The 17534-nt window shown below is 64.0% G+C and carries 20 protein-coding genes; 7 read left to right on the forward strand and 13 right to left on the reverse strand.

Annotation, left to right across the window (positions count from 1 at the left end):
- Nucleotides 1–53: 53 nt before the first annotated feature.
- Entirely contained in the window at nucleotides 54–1028 is a 975-nt protein-coding gene (locus GSQ89_RS20335) for a GTP-binding protein (protein ID WP_158928553.1), read from the reverse strand.
- 187 nt (nucleotides 1029–1215) lie between these two features.
- On the opposite strand from GSQ89_RS20335, the gene GSQ89_RS20340 reads away from it, so the two are divergent.
- The gene (locus GSQ89_RS20340) at nucleotides 1216–1992 is read left to right on the forward strand and encodes a slipin family protein (protein ID WP_158928555.1); all 777 of its coding nucleotides are present in this window, start codon (nucleotides 1216–1218) and stop codon (nucleotides 1990–1992) included.
- A 243-nt stretch (nucleotides 1993–2235) separates the two neighbouring features.
- Here the strand turns inward: GSQ89_RS20340 and GSQ89_RS20345 are convergent, their stop codons facing one another.
- The 4 genes from GSQ89_RS20345 to GSQ89_RS20360 form a co-directional block, all read right to left on the reverse strand.
- Nucleotides 2236–3165 (reverse strand): DUF2076 family protein, encoded by a 930-nt coding sequence (locus tag GSQ89_RS20345; RefSeq protein WP_158928557.1) that lies wholly within the window; start codon nucleotides 3163–3165, stop codon nucleotides 2236–2238.
- A gap of 69 nt (nucleotides 3166–3234) precedes the next feature.
- Entirely contained in the window at nucleotides 3235–3675 is a 441-nt protein-coding gene (locus GSQ89_RS20350; RefSeq protein WP_158928559.1) for a CoA-binding protein, read from the reverse strand.
- A gap of 107 nt (nucleotides 3676–3782) precedes the next feature.
- On the reverse strand, nucleotides 3783–4361 hold the full coding sequence (locus GSQ89_RS20355; RefSeq protein ID WP_158928561.1) for a Uma2 family endonuclease: 579 nt from the start codon (nucleotides 4359–4361) through the stop codon (nucleotides 3783–3785).
- A gap of 18 nt (nucleotides 4362–4379) precedes the next feature.
- Nucleotides 4380–6098, reverse strand: a complete 1719-nt coding sequence (locus GSQ89_RS20360; RefSeq protein WP_158928563.1) for a dihydroxy-acid dehydratase — start codon at nucleotides 6096–6098, stop codon at nucleotides 4380–4382.
- Nucleotides 6099–6198: 100 nt separating this feature from the next.
- Between GSQ89_RS20360 and GSQ89_RS20365 the strand changes: the two genes are divergently transcribed.
- On the forward strand, nucleotides 6199–7008 hold the full coding sequence (locus tag GSQ89_RS20365; RefSeq protein ID WP_158928565.1) for a hypothetical protein: 810 nt from the start codon (nucleotides 6199–6201) through the stop codon (nucleotides 7006–7008).
- A 6-nt stretch (nucleotides 7009–7014) separates the two neighbouring features.
- Here GSQ89_RS20365 and GSQ89_RS20370 read toward each other — a convergent pair whose 3' ends face one another.
- The gene (locus tag GSQ89_RS20370) at nucleotides 7015–7422 is read right to left on the reverse strand and encodes a VOC family protein (protein ID WP_158928567.1); all 408 of its coding nucleotides are present in this window, start codon (nucleotides 7420–7422) and stop codon (nucleotides 7015–7017) included.
- Between the two features lie 47 nt (nucleotides 7423–7469).
- On the opposite strand from GSQ89_RS20370, the gene aat reads away from it, so the two are divergent.
- Nucleotides 7470–8138 carry a leucyl/phenylalanyl-tRNA--protein transferase gene (gene aat / locus GSQ89_RS20375; RefSeq protein WP_158928569.1) on the forward strand — a complete coding sequence of 223 codons (669 nt, stop codon included), beginning with the start codon at nucleotides 7470–7472 and terminating at the stop codon, nucleotides 8136–8138.
- Between the two features lie 181 nt (nucleotides 8139–8319).
- On the opposite strand, the gene GSQ89_RS20380 is transcribed toward aat, so the two are convergent.
- The 3 genes from GSQ89_RS20380 to GSQ89_RS20390 all read right to left on the reverse strand — a co-directional run bounded on the left by GSQ89_RS20380 (nucleotide 8320) and on the right by GSQ89_RS20390 (nucleotide 9904).
- Nucleotides 8320–8895, reverse strand: a complete 576-nt coding sequence (locus GSQ89_RS20380) for a hypothetical protein (protein ID WP_158928571.1) — start codon at nucleotides 8893–8895, stop codon at nucleotides 8320–8322.
- Nucleotides 8896–9165, reverse strand: coding sequence for a hypothetical protein (locus GSQ89_RS20385; protein ID WP_158928573.1), 270 nt, complete (start codon nucleotides 9163–9165; stop codon nucleotides 8896–8898). It lies immediately after the preceding gene.
- Nucleotides 9166–9334: 169 nt separating this feature from the next.
- Complete coding sequence (locus GSQ89_RS20390) at nucleotides 9335–9904, reverse strand: DUF4337 domain-containing protein (protein ID WP_158928575.1); 570 nt, start codon at nucleotides 9902–9904, stop codon at nucleotides 9335–9337.
- Between the two features lie 59 nt (nucleotides 9905–9963).
- Here GSQ89_RS20390 and GSQ89_RS20395 point away from each other — a divergent pair, with 59 nt between their 5' ends.
- The 4 genes from GSQ89_RS20395 (at nucleotide 9964) to GSQ89_RS20410 (ending at nucleotide 13955) form a co-directional block, all read left to right on the forward strand.
- Complete coding sequence (locus tag GSQ89_RS20395) at nucleotides 9964–11163, forward strand: CaiB/BaiF CoA-transferase family protein (protein WP_158928577.1); 1200 nt, start codon at nucleotides 9964–9966, stop codon at nucleotides 11161–11163.
- 220 nt (nucleotides 11164–11383) lie between these two features.
- The gene (locus tag GSQ89_RS20400; RefSeq protein WP_158928579.1) at nucleotides 11384–12082 is read left to right on the forward strand and encodes a glutathione S-transferase N-terminal domain-containing protein; all 699 of its coding nucleotides are present in this window, start codon (nucleotides 11384–11386) and stop codon (nucleotides 12080–12082) included.
- A 124-nt stretch (nucleotides 12083–12206) separates the two neighbouring features.
- On the forward strand, nucleotides 12207–12416 hold the full coding sequence (locus GSQ89_RS20405) for a hypothetical protein (protein WP_158928580.1): 210 nt from the start codon (nucleotides 12207–12209) through the stop codon (nucleotides 12414–12416).
- Nucleotides 12417–12581: 165 nt separating this feature from the next.
- A complete protein-coding gene (locus GSQ89_RS20410; protein ID WP_158928582.1) occupies nucleotides 12582–13955 on the forward strand; it encodes a PleD family two-component system response regulator in 1374 nt (457 codons plus the stop codon).
- Here GSQ89_RS20410 and rpmG read toward each other — a convergent pair.
- From rpmG to GSQ89_RS20430, 4 genes are all read right to left on the reverse strand, one after another.
- Complete coding sequence (gene rpmG, locus GSQ89_RS20415; RefSeq protein WP_104519101.1) at nucleotides 13948–14115, reverse strand: 50S ribosomal protein L33; 168 nt, start codon at nucleotides 14113–14115, stop codon at nucleotides 13948–13950. The two genes, GSQ89_RS20410 and rpmG, sit on opposite strands and share 8 nt — an antisense overlap.
- Before the next feature lie 113 nt (nucleotides 14116–14228).
- Nucleotides 14229–15161 (reverse strand): D-isomer specific 2-hydroxyacid dehydrogenase family protein, encoded by a 933-nt coding sequence (locus GSQ89_RS20420; protein WP_158928584.1) that lies wholly within the window; start codon nucleotides 15159–15161, stop codon nucleotides 14229–14231.
- Complete coding sequence (eno, locus tag GSQ89_RS20425; RefSeq protein ID WP_158928586.1) at nucleotides 15158–16447, reverse strand: phosphopyruvate hydratase; 1290 nt, start codon at nucleotides 16445–16447, stop codon at nucleotides 15158–15160. The genes GSQ89_RS20420 and eno overlap by 4 nt, the downstream gene beginning before the upstream one ends.
- A complete protein-coding gene (locus GSQ89_RS20430) occupies nucleotides 16444–17505 on the reverse strand; it encodes a phosphotransferase family protein (protein ID WP_216856295.1) in 1062 nt (353 codons plus the stop codon). Before GSQ89_RS20430 ends, eno begins: the two co-directional genes overlap by 4 nt.
- Between the last annotated feature and the right edge of the window lie 29 nt (nucleotides 17506–17534).

Below are 17534 nucleotides of genomic sequence, written 5' to 3' on the forward strand. Positions count from 1 at the left end.
TCTACGCGTCTTGCCGTGAGGGAGGCCTTCGCCTTTTTCGGCAGGGTGGGAGTCTAATCCGCCACGCAGCTTTCAAAGCCGCGGCGCAGTTGCGGGCGGTTCAGGTTGCGGCCGATGAACACCAGGCGGCTGGCCCGCGGATCGCCGTCCTTTGCCGGACCGATGAAGTCGCCGTCGGCGATCATATGCACGGCCTGGAAGGCGAACCGCCGGTCCTCGTTGGCGTAATACAGGATGCCCTTGGTCCGCAGCAGATCCGCGCCCTTGTCCTGCAGCAGCACGCCAATCCAAGCGTTGAATTTCTCCGGGTCGATCGGCTTCTCGACCTCGAAGCTCATGGAGGAGACATCTTCATTGTGTTCGTGGTCGTCGTCGCCATCCAGGAAGTCCGGGTGCAGCGCCAGGATGCGGGCCAGGTCGAAGGCGCCGCGGTCCATCACCTGCGCGATCGGCAGTTCGGCCCGTTGCGTCCGGTGGATAATGGCGAAGCGGTTGATCTTGCGGATCGTGGCCTCGACGGCGTCGAGCTCCTCGGGCGTCACCAGGTCGGTCTTGTTCAGCACGATGACGTCGGCAAAAGCAATCTGGTCCGCCGCTTCATGGCTGTCGGCCAGGCGGGCGGGCAGGTGCTTGGCGTCCACGACGGTGACGATCGCGTCCAGGCGGGTCTTCGCCTTGACGGTGTCGTCGACGAAGAAGGTTTGTGCCACCGGGGCGGGGTTGGCGAGACCGGTCGTCTCTATGATGATCCCGTCGAACTTGTCGCGCCGCTTCATCAGGCCGCCGACAATGCGGATCAGGTCGCCGCGCACGGTGCAGCAGATGCAGCCGTTGTTCATCTCAAACACTTCCTCATCGCTATCCACGACGAGATCGTTGTCGACGCCGAGTTCGCCGAATTCGTTGATCACCACGGCATATTTGCGGCCGTGATTCTCGGTCAGGATGCGGTTGAGCAGCGTGGTCTTGCCGGCGCCGAGATAGCCGGTCAGCACCGTCACCGGCACTTGGGGGTTGATGTCAGCCATGGTGGTTGGCTCCGTGATTGGCGGGCCGATCCGCCTGACGCGAGGGGGTCGGACCGCGTGCTGTTTGGCTTAGCAATATAGGTGTGGTGCGACCCGTCAACCACCATGTGTTCGCGTCCCGACCGTGACGATGTTACGCGGGCTTTCGGGATGGCGTATAATGACGGCATAATCGGGGAGACGTCCCATGAGCCTCGCGTTCGTCGTCATCATTGTGTTCTTGGTCTTGGTGATCCTGGGGCGTGTGATCCGCATCGCCTCGGAGTGGCAGCGAGCGGTGATCCTGCGGCTCGGGCGTTTCGACAGGGTCGCCGGGCCAGGCATCTATCTGGTGTTTCCGATCGTCGATGCGGTCGCCCAGGTGATCGATCTGCGCATCCAGACCACCACGATCACCGCGGAACAGGCCTTGACCCGCGACACCGTGGCGGTGGGCGTCGATGCGATCGTGTTCTGGCAGGTGGAGAATGCTGAAGCCGCCGCCATCCGCATCGCCGACTACCGCCAGGCAATCGAGCGGGTTGCGCAGACCAGCCTGCGGGAGATGATCGGGTCCACCGACCTGTCGAGGCTGCTATCCGATCGGAAGACGGCTGATGAGCTGCTGCGGGCGGCGATCACCGGCAAAACGAGCACTTGGGGCGTCACCGCCAGCAGCGTGGAGATCAAGGATGTCTCGATCCCGCGAGAGCTGCAGGACGCGATGAGCCGTCAGGCGCAGGCGGAGCGAGAGAAGGATGCTCGTGTCACACTGGCCTCGGCGGAGCAGGCGATCGCGGAACAGATACTGGAGGCTGCCAAGCTATATGGCAGCGATCCGAACGCGCTGAAGCTGCGGCAGATGAATTTGCTGTACGAGATGAACAAGGAACGGGGGACGACAGTGCTGATCCCGACCGACATGGCCAATAGTTTAGGCACGGTGATTGCCCTGGCGAAGGCAACGCAGGGCGATGCTGCCTGATTGGTGTGCGGTATGGGCGGATGTATAGAGGCATGCTCAGTTATGTAGCATATATGCAACACATCGGCTGCTCGGCGTATAAATGCTGCGGCGCAGCAAAAAACCTCTTGCATGCTGCGGGTGCAAAGGCCATTCTCTGGATCGCAGACCGCGCTTAGGCGCACTGCTTTCTTGGACGTTTCCTCCCTAAACTTCGGCGGTGCCACAAGCACCGCCGTTTTTTTTCGTCCGCGGGCCGGCGGATCAGAAAGTGTCGTCGGAATTGCCGCTTCCGCTGTCGCCGCTGTCCCAACCGCCGTCACTGCCGCTGCTGTTATCGCTGCCGCTGTCCCAGCCGCCATCGTTGCCGCCGCCGCTACCTCCGCTGGGTTGGTCCCAGGTGCCGTTGTCGACGTAGTCCTGGTTGCTGGCGGGGGCCGCGCCGCCGCCCTGGTCCCAGCTTCCGGTGTCGACGTAGTCCTGGTTCGGAGGGGGTGGCGACGCCCACGGGCTGGCGCCCGGGCCGCCACCGTAGCCGCCACCACCGAAAGCGCCGCCACCCTCGAAGCCCCGGTGTGGGGAAAACAGGCTCATCAGCGCCTCACCGGCGACCATGCCACCGGCGACGCCCGCGGCCGTGGTCAGGGCGGACCCGAGGAAACCGGAGCCGCGTTGCTGGAACATGCCTTGCTGGTAGTTCGGCGGGTATTGCGGCGGCGGTGGGGCCGCCTGTTGGTAGTAGGGCTGTTGTGGCTGGGCGCCTTGATAGCCAGGGGCCGCCTGTCCGCCGCCCCAGCGTGGATCGCCGCCCTGAGGTGGGGCCTGCTGAGGCTGAGGCCGTGCGGCGCTACCGAACAAGCTACCGAAAAAACCGCCGCCAGCGGGCTTCGCCGCGGATTGTTGCGTCTGCTGGGCGGCTTGCTGGGCTTGTTGCAGTTCCCACTCCAGCCGCTGGATGCGGTTCTGCGCTTCGGCAAGCGCGTGTTCCTGCACGAACGCGAGCTGGGTGATGCGGTAGCGCGCCTCCGGATACTGGGTGAATGACTGGCCGATGAAGGCGTCGGCGTCCCGGTCGACCGGCGGCAAGGCCGGTTGGGTGGCGGGAACCGATCCGCTCGCGAAACCCGAGGGCTGGGCCGCGCCGCCGACACGGGCGATGAACTGGCCGATGATGTCGCGTTCTTCGTTCGTCATGGGATGTCCCCTGGTGGGTCCGTCAGGATAGGCCGAACGCCCGGAATGTGGCGCTTATCAAGGTTGGGTTCAATGCTTTGTACGGACGGTGCCGAAGGGGCCGAGGCGGCGGTCCTCGATAACCGGGCAACGGTCCATGACGACGATAAGCCCGGCGGCGCGCGCCGTGGCGGCGGCCTGCTGGTCGATGACGCCCAACTGCATCCAGATGATCGTGGCACCAAGCTGGACGGCCTGATCGGTAAGCGCCGCGACGTGGATGGAGGCTCGGAAGACGTCGACCATTTGGAGCGGTGCCGCCTCGGCGAGGGTGGCGACGACATTACGGCCGTGGATGGTCTGGCCGGCGAGGCCAGGGTTGACGGGGGTAACGTCGTAGCCTCGGTCGAGCAGGAACCGCATGACCTCGTGCGAGGCGCGCCACGGTTTTGCCGACGCGCCGACCAGTGCGATGCGGCTTGTCGTCGTCAGGATGTCCCGGATCGTGTCGTCTGTGTTGCCGTCGAGCATTGTGGTGTCCGTTGATGGTGGCATGGACGAGAAGACACACGATCACTTGCGTTACGCCGCCGGCGGAACCGTGGATGACGGCCGGCCGCGCGGGGTATCTTCTTGCGCTAAAGGCGAACGGTGGCCTGGACGTCTGGCTCAGCCGTCTGGTCGAATGAAACACGTTCATATAGTCCGGCCAATGGAACGTCGATTCCGATTTCCGGCATGCCCAGGATCGCATCGCCCGAGACAATATGTCCCACCCAATCATCGCCGACACGCGTGAACACCGTGGCTAGTTGACGGTCCTGCGCCAGCATGACGTAGCGTTTGACCGACGGCGTATCGCGGTATTCCTCGTTTTTCACCCCAATATCGGTGCTGGCCGTGCTTGGACTGAGCACTTCGAACACGACAACCGGCTCTGTCACCACCAAGGTTCCACGTGGAATTGGCGAGCACACAACAAACGCATCCGGACAGCGGATCGACCCGGCCACGAAGATTTTCAGATTACTGGTATAGGGCTGGCATGGTTTCCCACGCAGGCGGCCCGTCAGTGAGAAGATCAGGTTACGCTCGATCGCCGAATGGTCCGACGTCCCGCCGGTCGTCGCCACCGGTTCGAATCCATCGAATTCCTGCCGTTCCTCCCACGCAAGGAATTCCTCCAAACTCATCGGTGCGCGAAGAGCAATGCTCAATAAAACTACCCTATCACATCACCCCTCCGCCCGCAGCACCGCCAGATCGCACCCCTCATCCGCCTGCAACACCTGATCCACGATCAACCTGTCCCACCCGCGCTTCGGCTTGGCCGGAGGTTTCCACAACGCCCGCCGCCGTGCCAGTTCCGCCTCGGGGACCAGCAGATCCAGCGACCGATCCTTCACGGACAGCCTGATCCGGTCCCCGCTTTCCACCAGTCCCAACGGCCCGCCAGCCGCCGCCTCGGGGGTAATGTGCAGCACGATCGTGCCGAACGCCGTGCCCGACATGCGGCAATCGCTCATGCGTACCATGTCCTTGACCCCTGCCCGAGCCAGCCGCGACGGGATCGGCAGATACCCGGCCTCCGGCATCCCGGCCGGCGTCAACGATCCAGCGTTCTTCAACACCAGGATATCGTCAACCGTTACATCCAGCGCGGGATCGTCGATGCGGTTGGCCAGATCCTCCAGCCCATCGAAAACCACCGCCCGCGCCTCTTTCTCGAACAGCGACGGGGTCGCCGCGCTCCGCTTCAGGATCGCCCCGCGCGGCGCCAGGGACCCGAACAGCGCAACGATCCCGCCCACCGGCGACACCGGTTCGGCCCGAGCCCGTATGTAGCGCCGATCGACGAAAGCCGGCTCGACTAGTCGTTCGCCTAACGAAACACCAGCCACATCGATAGGGTCGAGGTGCAGCAGGTCGCGCAATTCCCACAACAGCGCCGGCATCCCGCCCGCCGCGTGGAAATCCTCCATATACCCTTCACCGGTCGGTTTCAGATCGACCAGCACCGGGGTGGAATCCGACAACGCGTTCAGTTTGTGCAGATCGATCTTGACCCCAAGCCGCCCGGCGATCGCCGTCAGGTGGATCAGAGCATTGGTGGACCCGCCGAGTGCCAGCAGCACGCGCAAGGCATTCTCGATCGCGTGGGGGGTCATGATTTGCGACGGCTTGATCGGGTTCGCAATCAATCGCACCGCCAGTGCGCCAGCTTCCTCCGCCGCCCGCAGGCGATCCGCGTGTACCGCGGGGATCGTCCCATGCCCCAACGGCACCATGCCCAGTGTCTCGGCGATACACGCCATTGTCGATGCCGTGCCCATCACACCGCATGTTCCCGCCGTCGTCGCCAGGCGACCCTCCAGCAGCCCGATCCGCTCCTCACTGACCGTTCCGGCTCGGTACTGCGCCCAGTACCGCCGGCAGTCGGTGCAGGCCGACAGTCGCTCCCCCTGAAACGGAGTCGCCAGCATCGGCCCGGTCACCAGTTGCACCGCCGGGATGTCCGCAGACGCCGCCCCCATCAACTGCGCGGGCACGGTCTTGTCGCACCCGCCGATCAGCACGGCCGCATCCATCGGCTGAGCGGTCAACATCGCCTCGGTATCCAGCGCGGCGAGGTTCCGGTAGTGCATCGAAGTCGGGAACAGCGACGGCTCACACAGCGACACCGTTGGAAACGGCATCGGCAACCCGCCGGCACCCAGGACACCGCGCTTCACCGCCTCGACCAGTTCCGGCACGGTCCGATGGCAGTTGTTGTACGCCGATCCGGTATCGACGATCCCCACCACCGGACGATCCAGCATCGCCTGGGAGTAGCCCATCGACTTGGCAAAGGATCGTCGCAGATACAGCGCAAAATCCTTGTCGCCGTAGTTGGCGGTGTTGCGGGCAAGGCCGTGTTTGGCCGCGGGATCACGCTTGGGAGGGGTGCTTGTCATGGCCACCATGTTACGCCCGGATATGGCCCTGCTGCAAAGACCTGTGACTTTCCCCGCGTCATCGGCTACCAAGCGCCGGCAAACGAAGGAGCATGGCGGTTTGACATTCCGTTTCCTGATCCCGGCGTTGGTTCTGGCTGGCCTGTCGGGGTGCGGGCCGAGCTATTCGCCGAATACTTATGCGAGCGATGCGGCGCAGAAAGAGAACAAGGTCGAGCAGGGCGTCGTCGTCGGCGTGCGCAACGTCGCGGTCTCCGCGTCGGGCGCTGTCGGCACGGTGACGGGTGCCGCGGCCGGTGGCATCGCCGGCGCCCAGGTTGGCGTCGGGCCGACCAGCGCGTTCTCCGCACTGGGCGGGTCGCTGGTGGGCGGCCTCGCCGGATCGGCGGCCGAACACGTCACGTCCGACACGACAGCCTTCGAGTACATCGTCCGCAAGACGACCGGCGATTTGGTCAGTGTCACCCAGAGGGACAAGGTGCCGCTGACCCTCGGGGAGAAAGTGCTGGTAATCGCCGGGAACCAGGCTCGGGTCGTGCCGGATTACACCGATCCGCTTCTGTCACCCCCAGCAAAAGCGGCGGCCAAGGCCGAAGTTGCCGCGGCAACGGCCAAACCGGCCGAAGCAAAGGCCGCAGATGGGCAACCGGCCGCGGCCGTGCCGCAAACGACGCAGCCGGCCGGGACGGTGGCCGCACCGGCGGTCGCCGCGTCCGTCGCGGGGGCGCTGGATGACACCAAGCCGGCAACGTCTTCCACCCCCGGAGCCGTCGCACCCGGAACCGTTGTGCCCGGAACCGTTGCGCCGGCATCGAGTGATGCCCAGCCAGCACCAGCCGTCGCCGCGGCATTGGACGGCACCAAGCCCACGACGCAGGACGCCAAGCCGACTGGCAGCGCCACCCCCTGACGTGGGCTACGGGTCGGGCGGTCCTTTCAGTTCCACGATGTTGCCTTCCGGATCCGCCACGTAGATCGACGGCCCCTGACCCTCGGCACCATACCGGGACGCGACCGGCGCCGGATCGGCACCATGCGCCCGCAAATGCGCGATGATGGCATCGGCGTCGAACGGTTCAACTCGTAGACAGAAATGATCCAGGTTGCGGCCCTCCTCGCCGGGCGCCGCACCGCCCTTCGAGCCCAACGGCCCATCCACCGGCACCAGGTCGATCAGCGCGCTGCCGGCCCGAAGCTGATACAAGCCCAATGCCTCCTGCACCTTCTCCACCTGACAGCCCAGCACGTTGGCGTAGAACGCCATCATGGCCCGCAAATCCGTCACCCGCAGTACCAGGTGATCGAGGTGCCTGATCGTCAGCATCGCGTCGCGCCCTTCCAATCCGCTTACCAAGACAGCACTATACGATCATGTCCCGACGCTCCGTGGAAGTCACGACGGACCTTGTGCTGCGCGCGTACCGCCATGGGCTGTTCCCGATGGCGGAAGGACGGGCCGGCGACAAGCTGTTCTGGCTCGACCCGATCAAGCGCGGAATCCTGCCCCTGGACGAATTCCATCTGTCGCGCCGGCTGCTGCGCACGGTCCTGTCGGATCTGTACACCGTGACCGCCGACCGCAACTTCGCCGGCACCATCGCCGGTTGCGCCACGCTGGTGCCGGATCGTGCCGATACCTGGATCAACCCGCAGATCGAACGGCTGTTCACCGCGTTGTTCCGCATGGGTCACGCCCACTCGGTCGAGACCTGGCAGGACGGCACCTTGGTGGGCGGGCTGTATGGCGTGGCCCTTGGCGGCGCTTTCTTCGGCGAGAGCATGTTCAGCTTCGCCCGCGACGCCTCCAAGGTCGCGTTGGTGCATCTGGTCGCACGCCTGCGGCTAGGTGACTTCCGGCTGCTGGACACGCAGTTTGTCACCTCGCATCTGGCGCAGTTCGGCGCGGCGGAGATCCCGCGTGAGGTCTACAAGCAGCTTTTGGCGGATGCGGTGGATCATCCGGCTGTCTGGCTGACCGACCCGGACCCGGACATGCTGGCGGCGGAGTTCCGCCGGCTCGCGGGACGAACTGCAGACTAGTGTTCTGCCCCAGAAGTTCGTCGCATTCTGCGACGGATTTCTGGGATCGGCAGGCCACTGAAAACAAAGAACTAGTACCCGGTCGCGAAGAAGCCGTGAGTCGCAACGCGACCACGACTCGCCGCGTGAATCGGATACGTCCGGCCAAGACCGGCGTATCGCGCTTCTATGATGCGCGATACTAGGCCGTCAGGCCCATGCGCTTGTACAGGTCATAGAAGCGTGATGGGCCAGCGTCGGTCTCGATGACGTCCGACGAATTTGTCAGGTGCGCGACGGATATCACCCGGTCCTGCTCATGCGGATGGCGCCATGTGCCGTCCGCCCACCGAACCGGCAGCGCCAGTGAGCACAACCAGTTGCAGACCGACGGCATTCGTATCGCCCGTCCCGGTTCCAGAATGGCGATGTTCAAGGCGTCCTGCTCCCGCATCCTGTCATATCGAGCGGCGAGCGACAGATGCAGGTTGTGGCGGAACTGCCCCCAAATCGGTGAATCGCGGCGGGCGGCGAACACCCCGCTGTTGAACGGCGTATAATACCGGCATTGTTCCACCAACGCGGGATTGTAAACCTCCAGCAAGCGCGTCACACGACCGTTGTGATAATTGTAGGCCAACTTCGGGTCGGCGTTCACGCAGTAGGCACCCTCGGTTTCCTGGGCGATCGCGACCGACGCATGTGGGTCCGCCAGGCACCGGAGATAGGTCGCTAGGCCGGTTGGCAGCAGAAAGCGGATATCGCAGTCGATCCACACTTACCCGTCATATCCTGGAAAAATCCAAGGCAAATAGGGCCGGCAGGTCAATGCATAGGCGTGATCGGGCGCACCGGCGAAACACGGCAGCTCCCGCAGTCCTTTGAAGATGAGTACCTGTCTCGCTTCCAGCCAATCCTGCTGTCCCTTCGTCAAACCGATTGCGACGAAGGCGATGTCGATGGCGGAGTCCGCAATTCCGGCGATACAGTTTGTTAACGTATCGATACAGGCCTGTGCCTGATGAAAGAATCCCGCGTCGCAAGCCATTGCACAGCACACACGCATCGCCAATTCGGTACGCTAGTAGTTCAAAATCGAGTGGAACAGCCACTCGGTCATTCGTCGTCCAGCAGGGCGAATCCCGTCCGCATCGTCAAGGATCACTTTCATCGGAACGTGATTCACAAACAGTTTTTCTCCCGAAAAGTCAATAAGCTCACAGCAGGTGCATGGCGACCGCGAGTGCTCCGGCAGCGGCAAGCACGCCGATGGCCCCGGCACCAAAGGTCAGCGCACGCATCCGCGTGACGATCGAAACGGATGCCAGGACGATGGCGATTTCCAGCGCGCCCACCGCGTATTCGTAGCTGTGGTAGCGATGTTCCGCCACATCCCGATCGGCTTCTTCCGCGCTGGCCTTGTCCGCGAGTTGCTTCATGCCCTCGCCGCCCTGCGGATCGTCGCGCATCCGCGCGCTGTAATCCTTCGCTTCCTTGATGCGAGCCATGATCGCCGGGTCGGCGGCGTTCGGCAGGCTGGCGAGCAGGTCGGCCTCCGAGGTCCGTACCACCGACCGCAGGTTCTTGGCCTGATAGAACGCCCAGTCGTTCGACAGTGCCACGTGATGCGTCAGATAGGCGTTTTGCGCCGCCTTGCCGCCAATCTCCGACAGCGCCAGCACCGCGGCGAGAACGGACACCAGGATCGCCACGCCGCGCGCCCAGGGGTCGGAGTGATGGGCGTGTTCCTCGATCGTCTCGTGCGCCCGTTCCATCGATTCGCTCATCCTGGCTTCTCCGTGCATCGTTGCGGCAGGCTTTTGGCATAAACCGAGGAAACAACCGTATGAAAGTCCTGGATGGCATCCGCGTTGTCGATCTCAGCCGCGTTCTCGCCGGCCCGCATTGCGCCCAACTGCTGGCGGATTTCGGCGCCGACGTGGTTAAGGTCGAAAGTCCAGGTGGCGACGAAAATCGGGGCTGGCCGCCGCATGGGCCTGACGGACACAGCGCCAATTTCGCCTCCGTTAACCGTGGCAAGCGTGGCCTCGTGCTGGACCTGAAGACACCAGCCGCTCGGGATATCCTGTTGCGGCTGGCCGCGGACGCCGACGTGCTGATCCATAGTTTCCTGCCCGATACGGCGGATCGGCTGGGCATCAGCCTGGAGCGGTTGCGCGCGGGCAATCCAAGGCTGATCGTGGCGACGATCTCGGGCTACGGCGCCGAGGGACCATTGGCGGACAAGCGTGGCTACGACCTGATGGTACAGGCGTTCGCCGGGGTAATGTCCACCACCGGAACCGCCGGTGGGTCGCCAATTCGCTGCGGGGTGTCGTTCATCGACATGTCCACGGGGATTTCGCTGTACGCCGGCATCGTCACCGCACTGCTGGCCCGAACGGTGACGGGACGAGGGACCTGGGTGCGGGGATCGCTGCTGGAAACCGCGGTGGCCCTGCTGGGGTATCATGCGGTCGCGTGGATGCAGTCAGGGGTGTTGCCGGTGCCGCAAGGGTCTGGCAGCGGACATCTGGTGCCGTATCAGGCGTTCCGCTGCCAGGACGGATTCATGCTGGCGGGCGCGCCGAACGACGGGGCCTGGACCCGGTTCTGCGAGGCGCTGGATTGGCCGGAACTGGCGGCCGACACCAGGTTCCACGGCAACGTCGCCCGGGTCGAGCAACGCGACGTGCTGATCCCGATGCTGGAGGACCGGTTCGGGCGCCGCCCTGTCGCCTATTGGGCGGAACGGTTCGAGGCCCGGAATGTCGCGTGCTCCCCGTTGCATACCGTGGATCAGGTGATGACGCATCCGCAGGTCATAGCCAATGCCATGCGGGTAACGGCGCGGGATGCCAAGGGGGTTGACCGCGATCTGGTCGGGACACCCTTCAAGCTGGCCGAGGGCGGCGGGGTGGCGGCGACGTCCGCACCCCGGTTAGGGGCCGACACGGTATCGGTGCTCGCCGATCGGCTTGGGCTGGCAGGCGAGGCAATCGAGCAACTGCGGGCGGAAGGGGCATTCGGCAGGGAAATCGGATAAAGAATTTGGCGCTGACGCCACCGTCCGTTGGTGGCCATCATCGAAACGTGCGGGCACCGCGCAATGGCGACAGCGAGCAGGCCACCCATCGATCGCGGTGCCCGACAGAGTTCACCGACGACGTTGAATGCAAATTTCGGCCAGGCACGGACGCCGCCCTTTGACCCGAACCCGCCAAGGCGCGATGGTGCGTCTAACGCACCAATCAAGGGAGATGACGATGATCGAAGTCTGGACATGGCCGACGCCGAACGGCCATAAAGTCCACATCGCCCTGGAGGAACTCCGCCTCCCCTACAAAGTCATCCCGATCAACATCGGCAAAGGCGACCAGTTCAAGCCGGAGTTCCTGGCGATCACGCCGAACCACCGCATCCCCGCCATCGTCGATCCGGACGGGCCCGGCGGCAAGCCGCTCACGCTGTTCGAGTCCGCGGCAATCATGATCTACCTCTCGGAAAAGACCGGCGGCAAGCTCATCCCCACCGATCCCGCCGGACGGTATACCTGCCTGCAATGGATGATGTTCCAGATGGGTGGCACCGGCCCGATGTTCGGCCAGTACAACCATTTCGCGAATTACGCGGTCGAAAAAATCCCCTACGCCATCGAGCGCTACACCAACGAAGTGAAACGCCTGCACCGCGTGCTGGACAAGCGTCTGGCCGAGTCCGAATACCTCGCCGGTCCCGACTACACGATGGCCGACATCATCAATTTCCCCTGGATCCGGAATCCCGAGCGCCGGAACATCGACCTGGCCGACTATCCCAACGTCAAGCGTTGGCACGACGTCATCGCGTCCCGTCCGGCCGTGCGGCGCGGGGTGGAAGTTCTGTCCGAAAATCAGCGCCGCGGGCAAATGACCGACGCGGAACGTGAAATCATGTTCGGCAAAACCCAGTTTCAGCCACGATAGGGCGTGATCGCGCTGGGCGATCGGCGTTTCGACACCTCAGGGCGACGAAGCGCCGATCATGCTGCGTGAATGCCACAAGTCAGCGTTACGTGGGAGATCATACCCCCGCCAAGTGGACGATTCGTTGGCAGGACATGTCTTAAGAAGGAACGATCGATCCCATGCGGCGGGATTCGCCAAGCATCGGTGGAAGAACATGCCGGAATTGGTGATTGATAAAGCCGCGAAACTTGCGTCGCAAGGCAACCCCTCAGTCAAACGCGCGCTGCTTGCTATCCATTTTTATGATATTTCCTGCATCCAGCGATTATTCATTATTTTTGGCGAAAATTGAGCACAACACTGAAATTAGATACAATCGAAAGTTCCGTCGCGCTATCGGCCGTGTCGATGCCGCTTTTGGGGATTCCTTTGATCTGGCGAGCGGGTCGGTTATAAGCTGTCGCCATCGTGACCAATTCGTTAACGACATAAAGCTAGAGGCAAGTTCAGGCACCGAATGACCGCGCGCATTCTGATCGTGGATGACATGCCTGCGAACACGCGCTTGCTCGAAGCAAAGCTCGCCGCCGAATATTATCAGGTCAGCTCCGCCCGTGACGGGTTCGAAGCACTCGAGATCGCCCGTGATTGGCAGCCGGACCTGATCCTGCTGGACGTGATGATGCCCGGTATGGATGGTTATGAGTGCTGCCGTCAGTTGAAAGACGACGCTGTCACACTGCACATCCCGGTTGTTATGGTGACCGCACTCGGTGAACCCGGGGAGCGGCTGCGTGGCCTGGAATCGGGCGCCGACGATTTCCTGACCAAGCCGGTTGACTACGACACGCTGATGGCGCGGGTGCGCAGCCTGGTGCGCCTTAAGCGTCTCCTCGACGAATGGCGTGCCCGCGGCGATACCGCCCGGGCCCTCGGCTTGAGTACCGACCGGGTGCTGATCCCCTCGATCGCGGGCGCGCGGGCGCTGGTGGTCGATGATTGGGACCAAAGCGCACAAAGCATCCAGGACGCGTTGGCTGGTGACGGCGTGATTTCCGCCTATGCCCGCGGCTGTACCGAGGCGACCAGGATGACCGCCGCGGTCAATTTCGACCTTCTGGTCATAAACCTGTCGTTGGCGGACGAAGATCCGCTGAAACTGGTTTCGATGCTGCGAGCGTCCGACGCGACGCACGAAACACCCCTGCTGCTGGTCGGTGAGCCAGGCGAGAAAGATCGCATCCTGCGTGGGTTCGAACTTGGCGCGAACGACTGGCTGGTACAGCCCATCGACCCGCATGAGCTGCGGGCTCGCGCACGAAACCAGGTTCGCCGGAAATTCTACCAGGACCGGTTGCGGTCGGATCTGGGCACGGCGCTTGAAATGGCGCTGACCGATCCGCTGACCGGCTTATACAATCAGCGATATCTGCGGCGTCACCTCAGCAGCCTGATGGATAGTGGCCAGGGACGGCAACTGGCGGTTCTGATGGTGGACGTCGATCACTTCAAATCGGTGAACGACCGCTATGGCCATGCCTCGGGGGACCGGGCGCTGCGGCTGATCGCCGACTCGCTGCGGGTCAATACCAGGGTGTTCGATTCCGTGGCGCGCTATGGCGGCGAGGAGTTTGTCGTCGTCATGCCAAGCACGGGTCCGGCCGAAGCCGCCGCCGCCGCGGAGCGTCTGAGGCTGGCAATCCAGGAGATCGAGTTCAATGCGACGGCGGGTATGCGCATACCGTTGACCGTGAGCGTCGGCGTGGCATGCACCTCGATCACCGCCGCTTTGCCCGAGGTGCTGCTACAGGCCGCCGACACCGCACTTTACGACGCGAAGCGGAATGGCCGGAACCGTGTCGAAATGGCCCGAATCGCCGAAGCTATTTGATTTTGGCTTCCTTGAACGGGACGTGCTTCCGGACCACGGGATCGTACTTGTTCAGCTCCAGTTTGGTCGTCTGCGCGCGCGCATTCTTTTTCGTCACGTAAAAGAAGCCGGTATCCGCCGTGGATACAAGTTTGATCTGAACGGTGTTCGACTTGGCCATCAGCCTGATCCTTAAAAGGGCACTCACTTATATGGGCGCCGAAGAGGGGCGGGAAAATGCGCAACAAGACAGTCGCGGTCAAGCGTTTGCTGTGTTGCATCCTCGGCGGGCCGCTAAATCACCCGATTCAGCAGCGGATCGCCGGAGGCGACCCGACGGCAATTCTCTGCCGCAAGCAGAAAACTGCGATCGAACGTCCCGGTCGTCAGCCAGCCGACATGCGGCGTCACCACGACATTCGGCAGCAGCAGGACCGGGTCGCCGGCGGGCAGCGGTTCGGTCTCAAAAACATCCAGGCCAGCACCGGCGATCCGGCCGGACGACAAGGCGGCGACCAGCGCCGCCGGATCGACCAGGCCTCCGCGTCCGGTATTGATCAGAATGGCGCCGGGTTTCATGCGTCCCAGTGCCTCGGCATCAATCACATGTTCGGTTTCCGGCACCAGCGGCAGATGCAGGCTGACGACGTCAGCCTCCACCAGAAGCTGATCCAGCGTCCGGTAGGCAGCGACCGGATCGTCCACCCGGGTGCGCGCCGTGTAGATCACCCGGCACCCCATCGCCGCCAGGATCGGCGCCAAAATCCGAGGGATCGCCCCGAACCCGACCAGCCCTACCGTCCGTCCGCCCAATTCACCAAGGCCGTCCTGCATGGCGACGTCCGTCCACGTACCCGCCCGCAACCCCCGATCGAAGCTGGCGATGCGCCGCAGCACCGACAGCATCAAACCCAGCGCCAGCTCCGCGACAGCCCGAGCGTTGGTCCCGGGCAGGTTACAGACGGGAATCCCCCGTTGCTTCGCCGCCTCCAGGTCGATCGTGTTCACGCCCACCCCGATCTTCTGGATCAGCTTCAGCCCGGGAGCCGCCGCGATCATCTCGGCGGTGCAGCGTTGCAGCACGTGCCAGAGAACGTCGCAGTTCGGCAGCAACCGGAACAGCGCATCGGTATCGTCTTCCCGGCACACCGACACATCAAGACCGGGCAGCCGAAACAGCCGGCCCGCCAGATCAGGTCCGGCGGAGGCGTGGAAGACGACCTTCATCCGGCGGATCGCCCCAACACCGACCCACCGGCAAACTTCGCCTTGCCGCCCAGCGCTTCCTCGATCCGCAGCATCTCATTCCACTTGGCCATGCGCTCGCCGCGCGTAAAACTGCCCACTTTCAACTGCCCGGCGGTCCAGCCGACGGCGAGGTGCGCGATCGTCACATCCTCCGTCTCCCCAGACCGGGCCGACACGATCATCGCATAGCCGCACTCCGCCGCCGCCCGCCTGGCATCGTACGTCTCGGTCAGGGTGCCGCGCTGGTTGGGCTTCAGTAGCACCGTGTTGGCCGCGCTCTTGGCCGCCGCATCGCGCACCCGGTCCGCATCGCTGACCAAAAAATCGTCGCCGACGATCTGCACCTTGCCACCGACCGCGCGCGAGAACGCGACGAACCCGTCCAAATCGTCTTCCGCCAGCGGGTCCTCGATCGACAGGATCGGATATCGCCCGATCCACCCGGTCAGCAGGTCTATCATGCCCTCGGTGCTCAGGTCCTTGCCATCCAGCGCCAGTTTGTAGCGGCCTTTCCCGCCGAATTCCGACGCCGCGATATCCAGCGCGATACCGACCTGCTCGCCCGGCCGGAATCCGGCTTTCTCGATCGCCGAGACCAGCGTGTCCAACGCCTGTTCGTTGCTGGAAAACGACGGCCACCAGCCACCCTCATCGGCGACCCCTGCCAGGCTGCCAGCCGCTTCCATCAGTTTGCCGGCGGCACGATAGACCTCGGCCGTCCAATCCAGCGCCTGGGCAAACGTCTCGGCCGCCGGGCACATGATCATGAAGTCCTGGATGTCGACCCGTCGGCCCGCATGCGCGCCGCCGCCGAAGATCTGGATCTGCGGCAACGGGATCAGCGTCGCGTCCACCCCGCCCAGATGGCGATACAGCGGTTCCCCGAGCGCCCCGGCCGCGGCGTGCGCAACCGCCATCGACACCGACAGCGTCGCATTCGCCCCGAGGCGGGTCTTGTTCCGCGTGCCATCCAGCTCGATCAGGCGCTCGTCCAGCGCTTCCTGGTCCGCCGCATCCATGCCGGCGACGGCCCGGGCGATGATCGTGTTCACGTTGCCCACGGCCTTGGTGACGTCGTAGCCGCCAAACGCCGTCCCGCCATCGCGCAGATCGAGTGCCTCACCCGATCCCGTCGAGGCGCCGGCAGGCGCGATCGCCCGTCCCACCGCGCCGCCTTCCAGCAGCACGTCCGCCTCGACCGTCGGGCGTCCGCGGCTATCCCACACCCTGCGGGCATGCACGTAGGCGATCGTCGTATCGGTCATGCGGCAATTTCCTCTTTCCAGGTTCGGGCTACATCGGCCAGCCGATCGGGCGGATCGGCCAACAGGCGGCGCGCGACCACACGCACCCTGTCACGGTCAGCCTCCCGCGTAATGTACTCGACCGGCGACTTCCCATCCACCCGAGCCAAAAACAATGCCGGCAGCAGATGCGCTGTTCGGGTTTCCAGGGCAGCCGCCGGTTCCCACCCGACGAGCGGCAGGTACGTCACCGTCATTGCCCGAAAACTGTCCAACAGGCCCCCCCGAACGGCCGGCACCCAAACGCACTTCAGCATCAGATGGTTCAGGCAAAACGCCAGGTCGAACGCCGGATCACCCCACCACGCGCATTCGGCATCAAGGAACACGGGACCATCCGGCCCGCACAGAATGTTCTTCGGGCTGACATCGCCATGCACCAACGCGCGCTTGTTGCGCTGAGTCGTCTCGATCAGCCGTTGCATCCGGTCCGCCAGGTCGGGGTGCGCCCGCCCGGTCTGCGTCAGATACGGTTCCAACCTGATGTCGTGGAAAATCCCATCGGTCGGAAACGCCGCCGCCAACGACGGATCCACCGCCGTCGCCGCATGGATCCGCCCCAGTGTACGGGCGACCGAGGCCGCGAAGCCGACGTCCACCACGCCGTCCCGCAACTGCGCTTTCCAAAGCGGATATCGCTCCGCCGGCAGATATTCCATCGCCAGCGTGCCCGTCACCTCATCCTGCCCCAACAGTGTGGGTGAGGCACCTGGCACCACCGCGTTGGCAACCCGCATCCAGCGCGCCTCGTAGAGGTTGCGTTCCACCGGCGCCTGCCAGTCGGCGTTGACCCGCAGCTTCGCCAGCGCCCGCTTGATGCAAATTGGCCCGCCTGGCAGGTCGATCCGCCAGATGTCGGACGACACGCCACCGGTCAGCGGTTGCCCGCGCGGATCAGCACCTTTCAGCAGGTGCATCCGATCCAGCGCGTCGATGATGTCCTTGGGTGGCGTTTCCATCTCGGGATACAGATTACCGCGCTTGTCGAAGTCGCGAAACCAGCATGCTCCTTGTATCAAAACCCGGTTGGTCCAGCTACATGGAACCC

Origin of the sequence: Acidisphaera sp. S103 (assembly GCF_009765975.1) — a bacterium.
GTDB lineage: Bacteria > Pseudomonadota > Alphaproteobacteria > Acetobacterales > Acetobacteraceae > Rhodopila.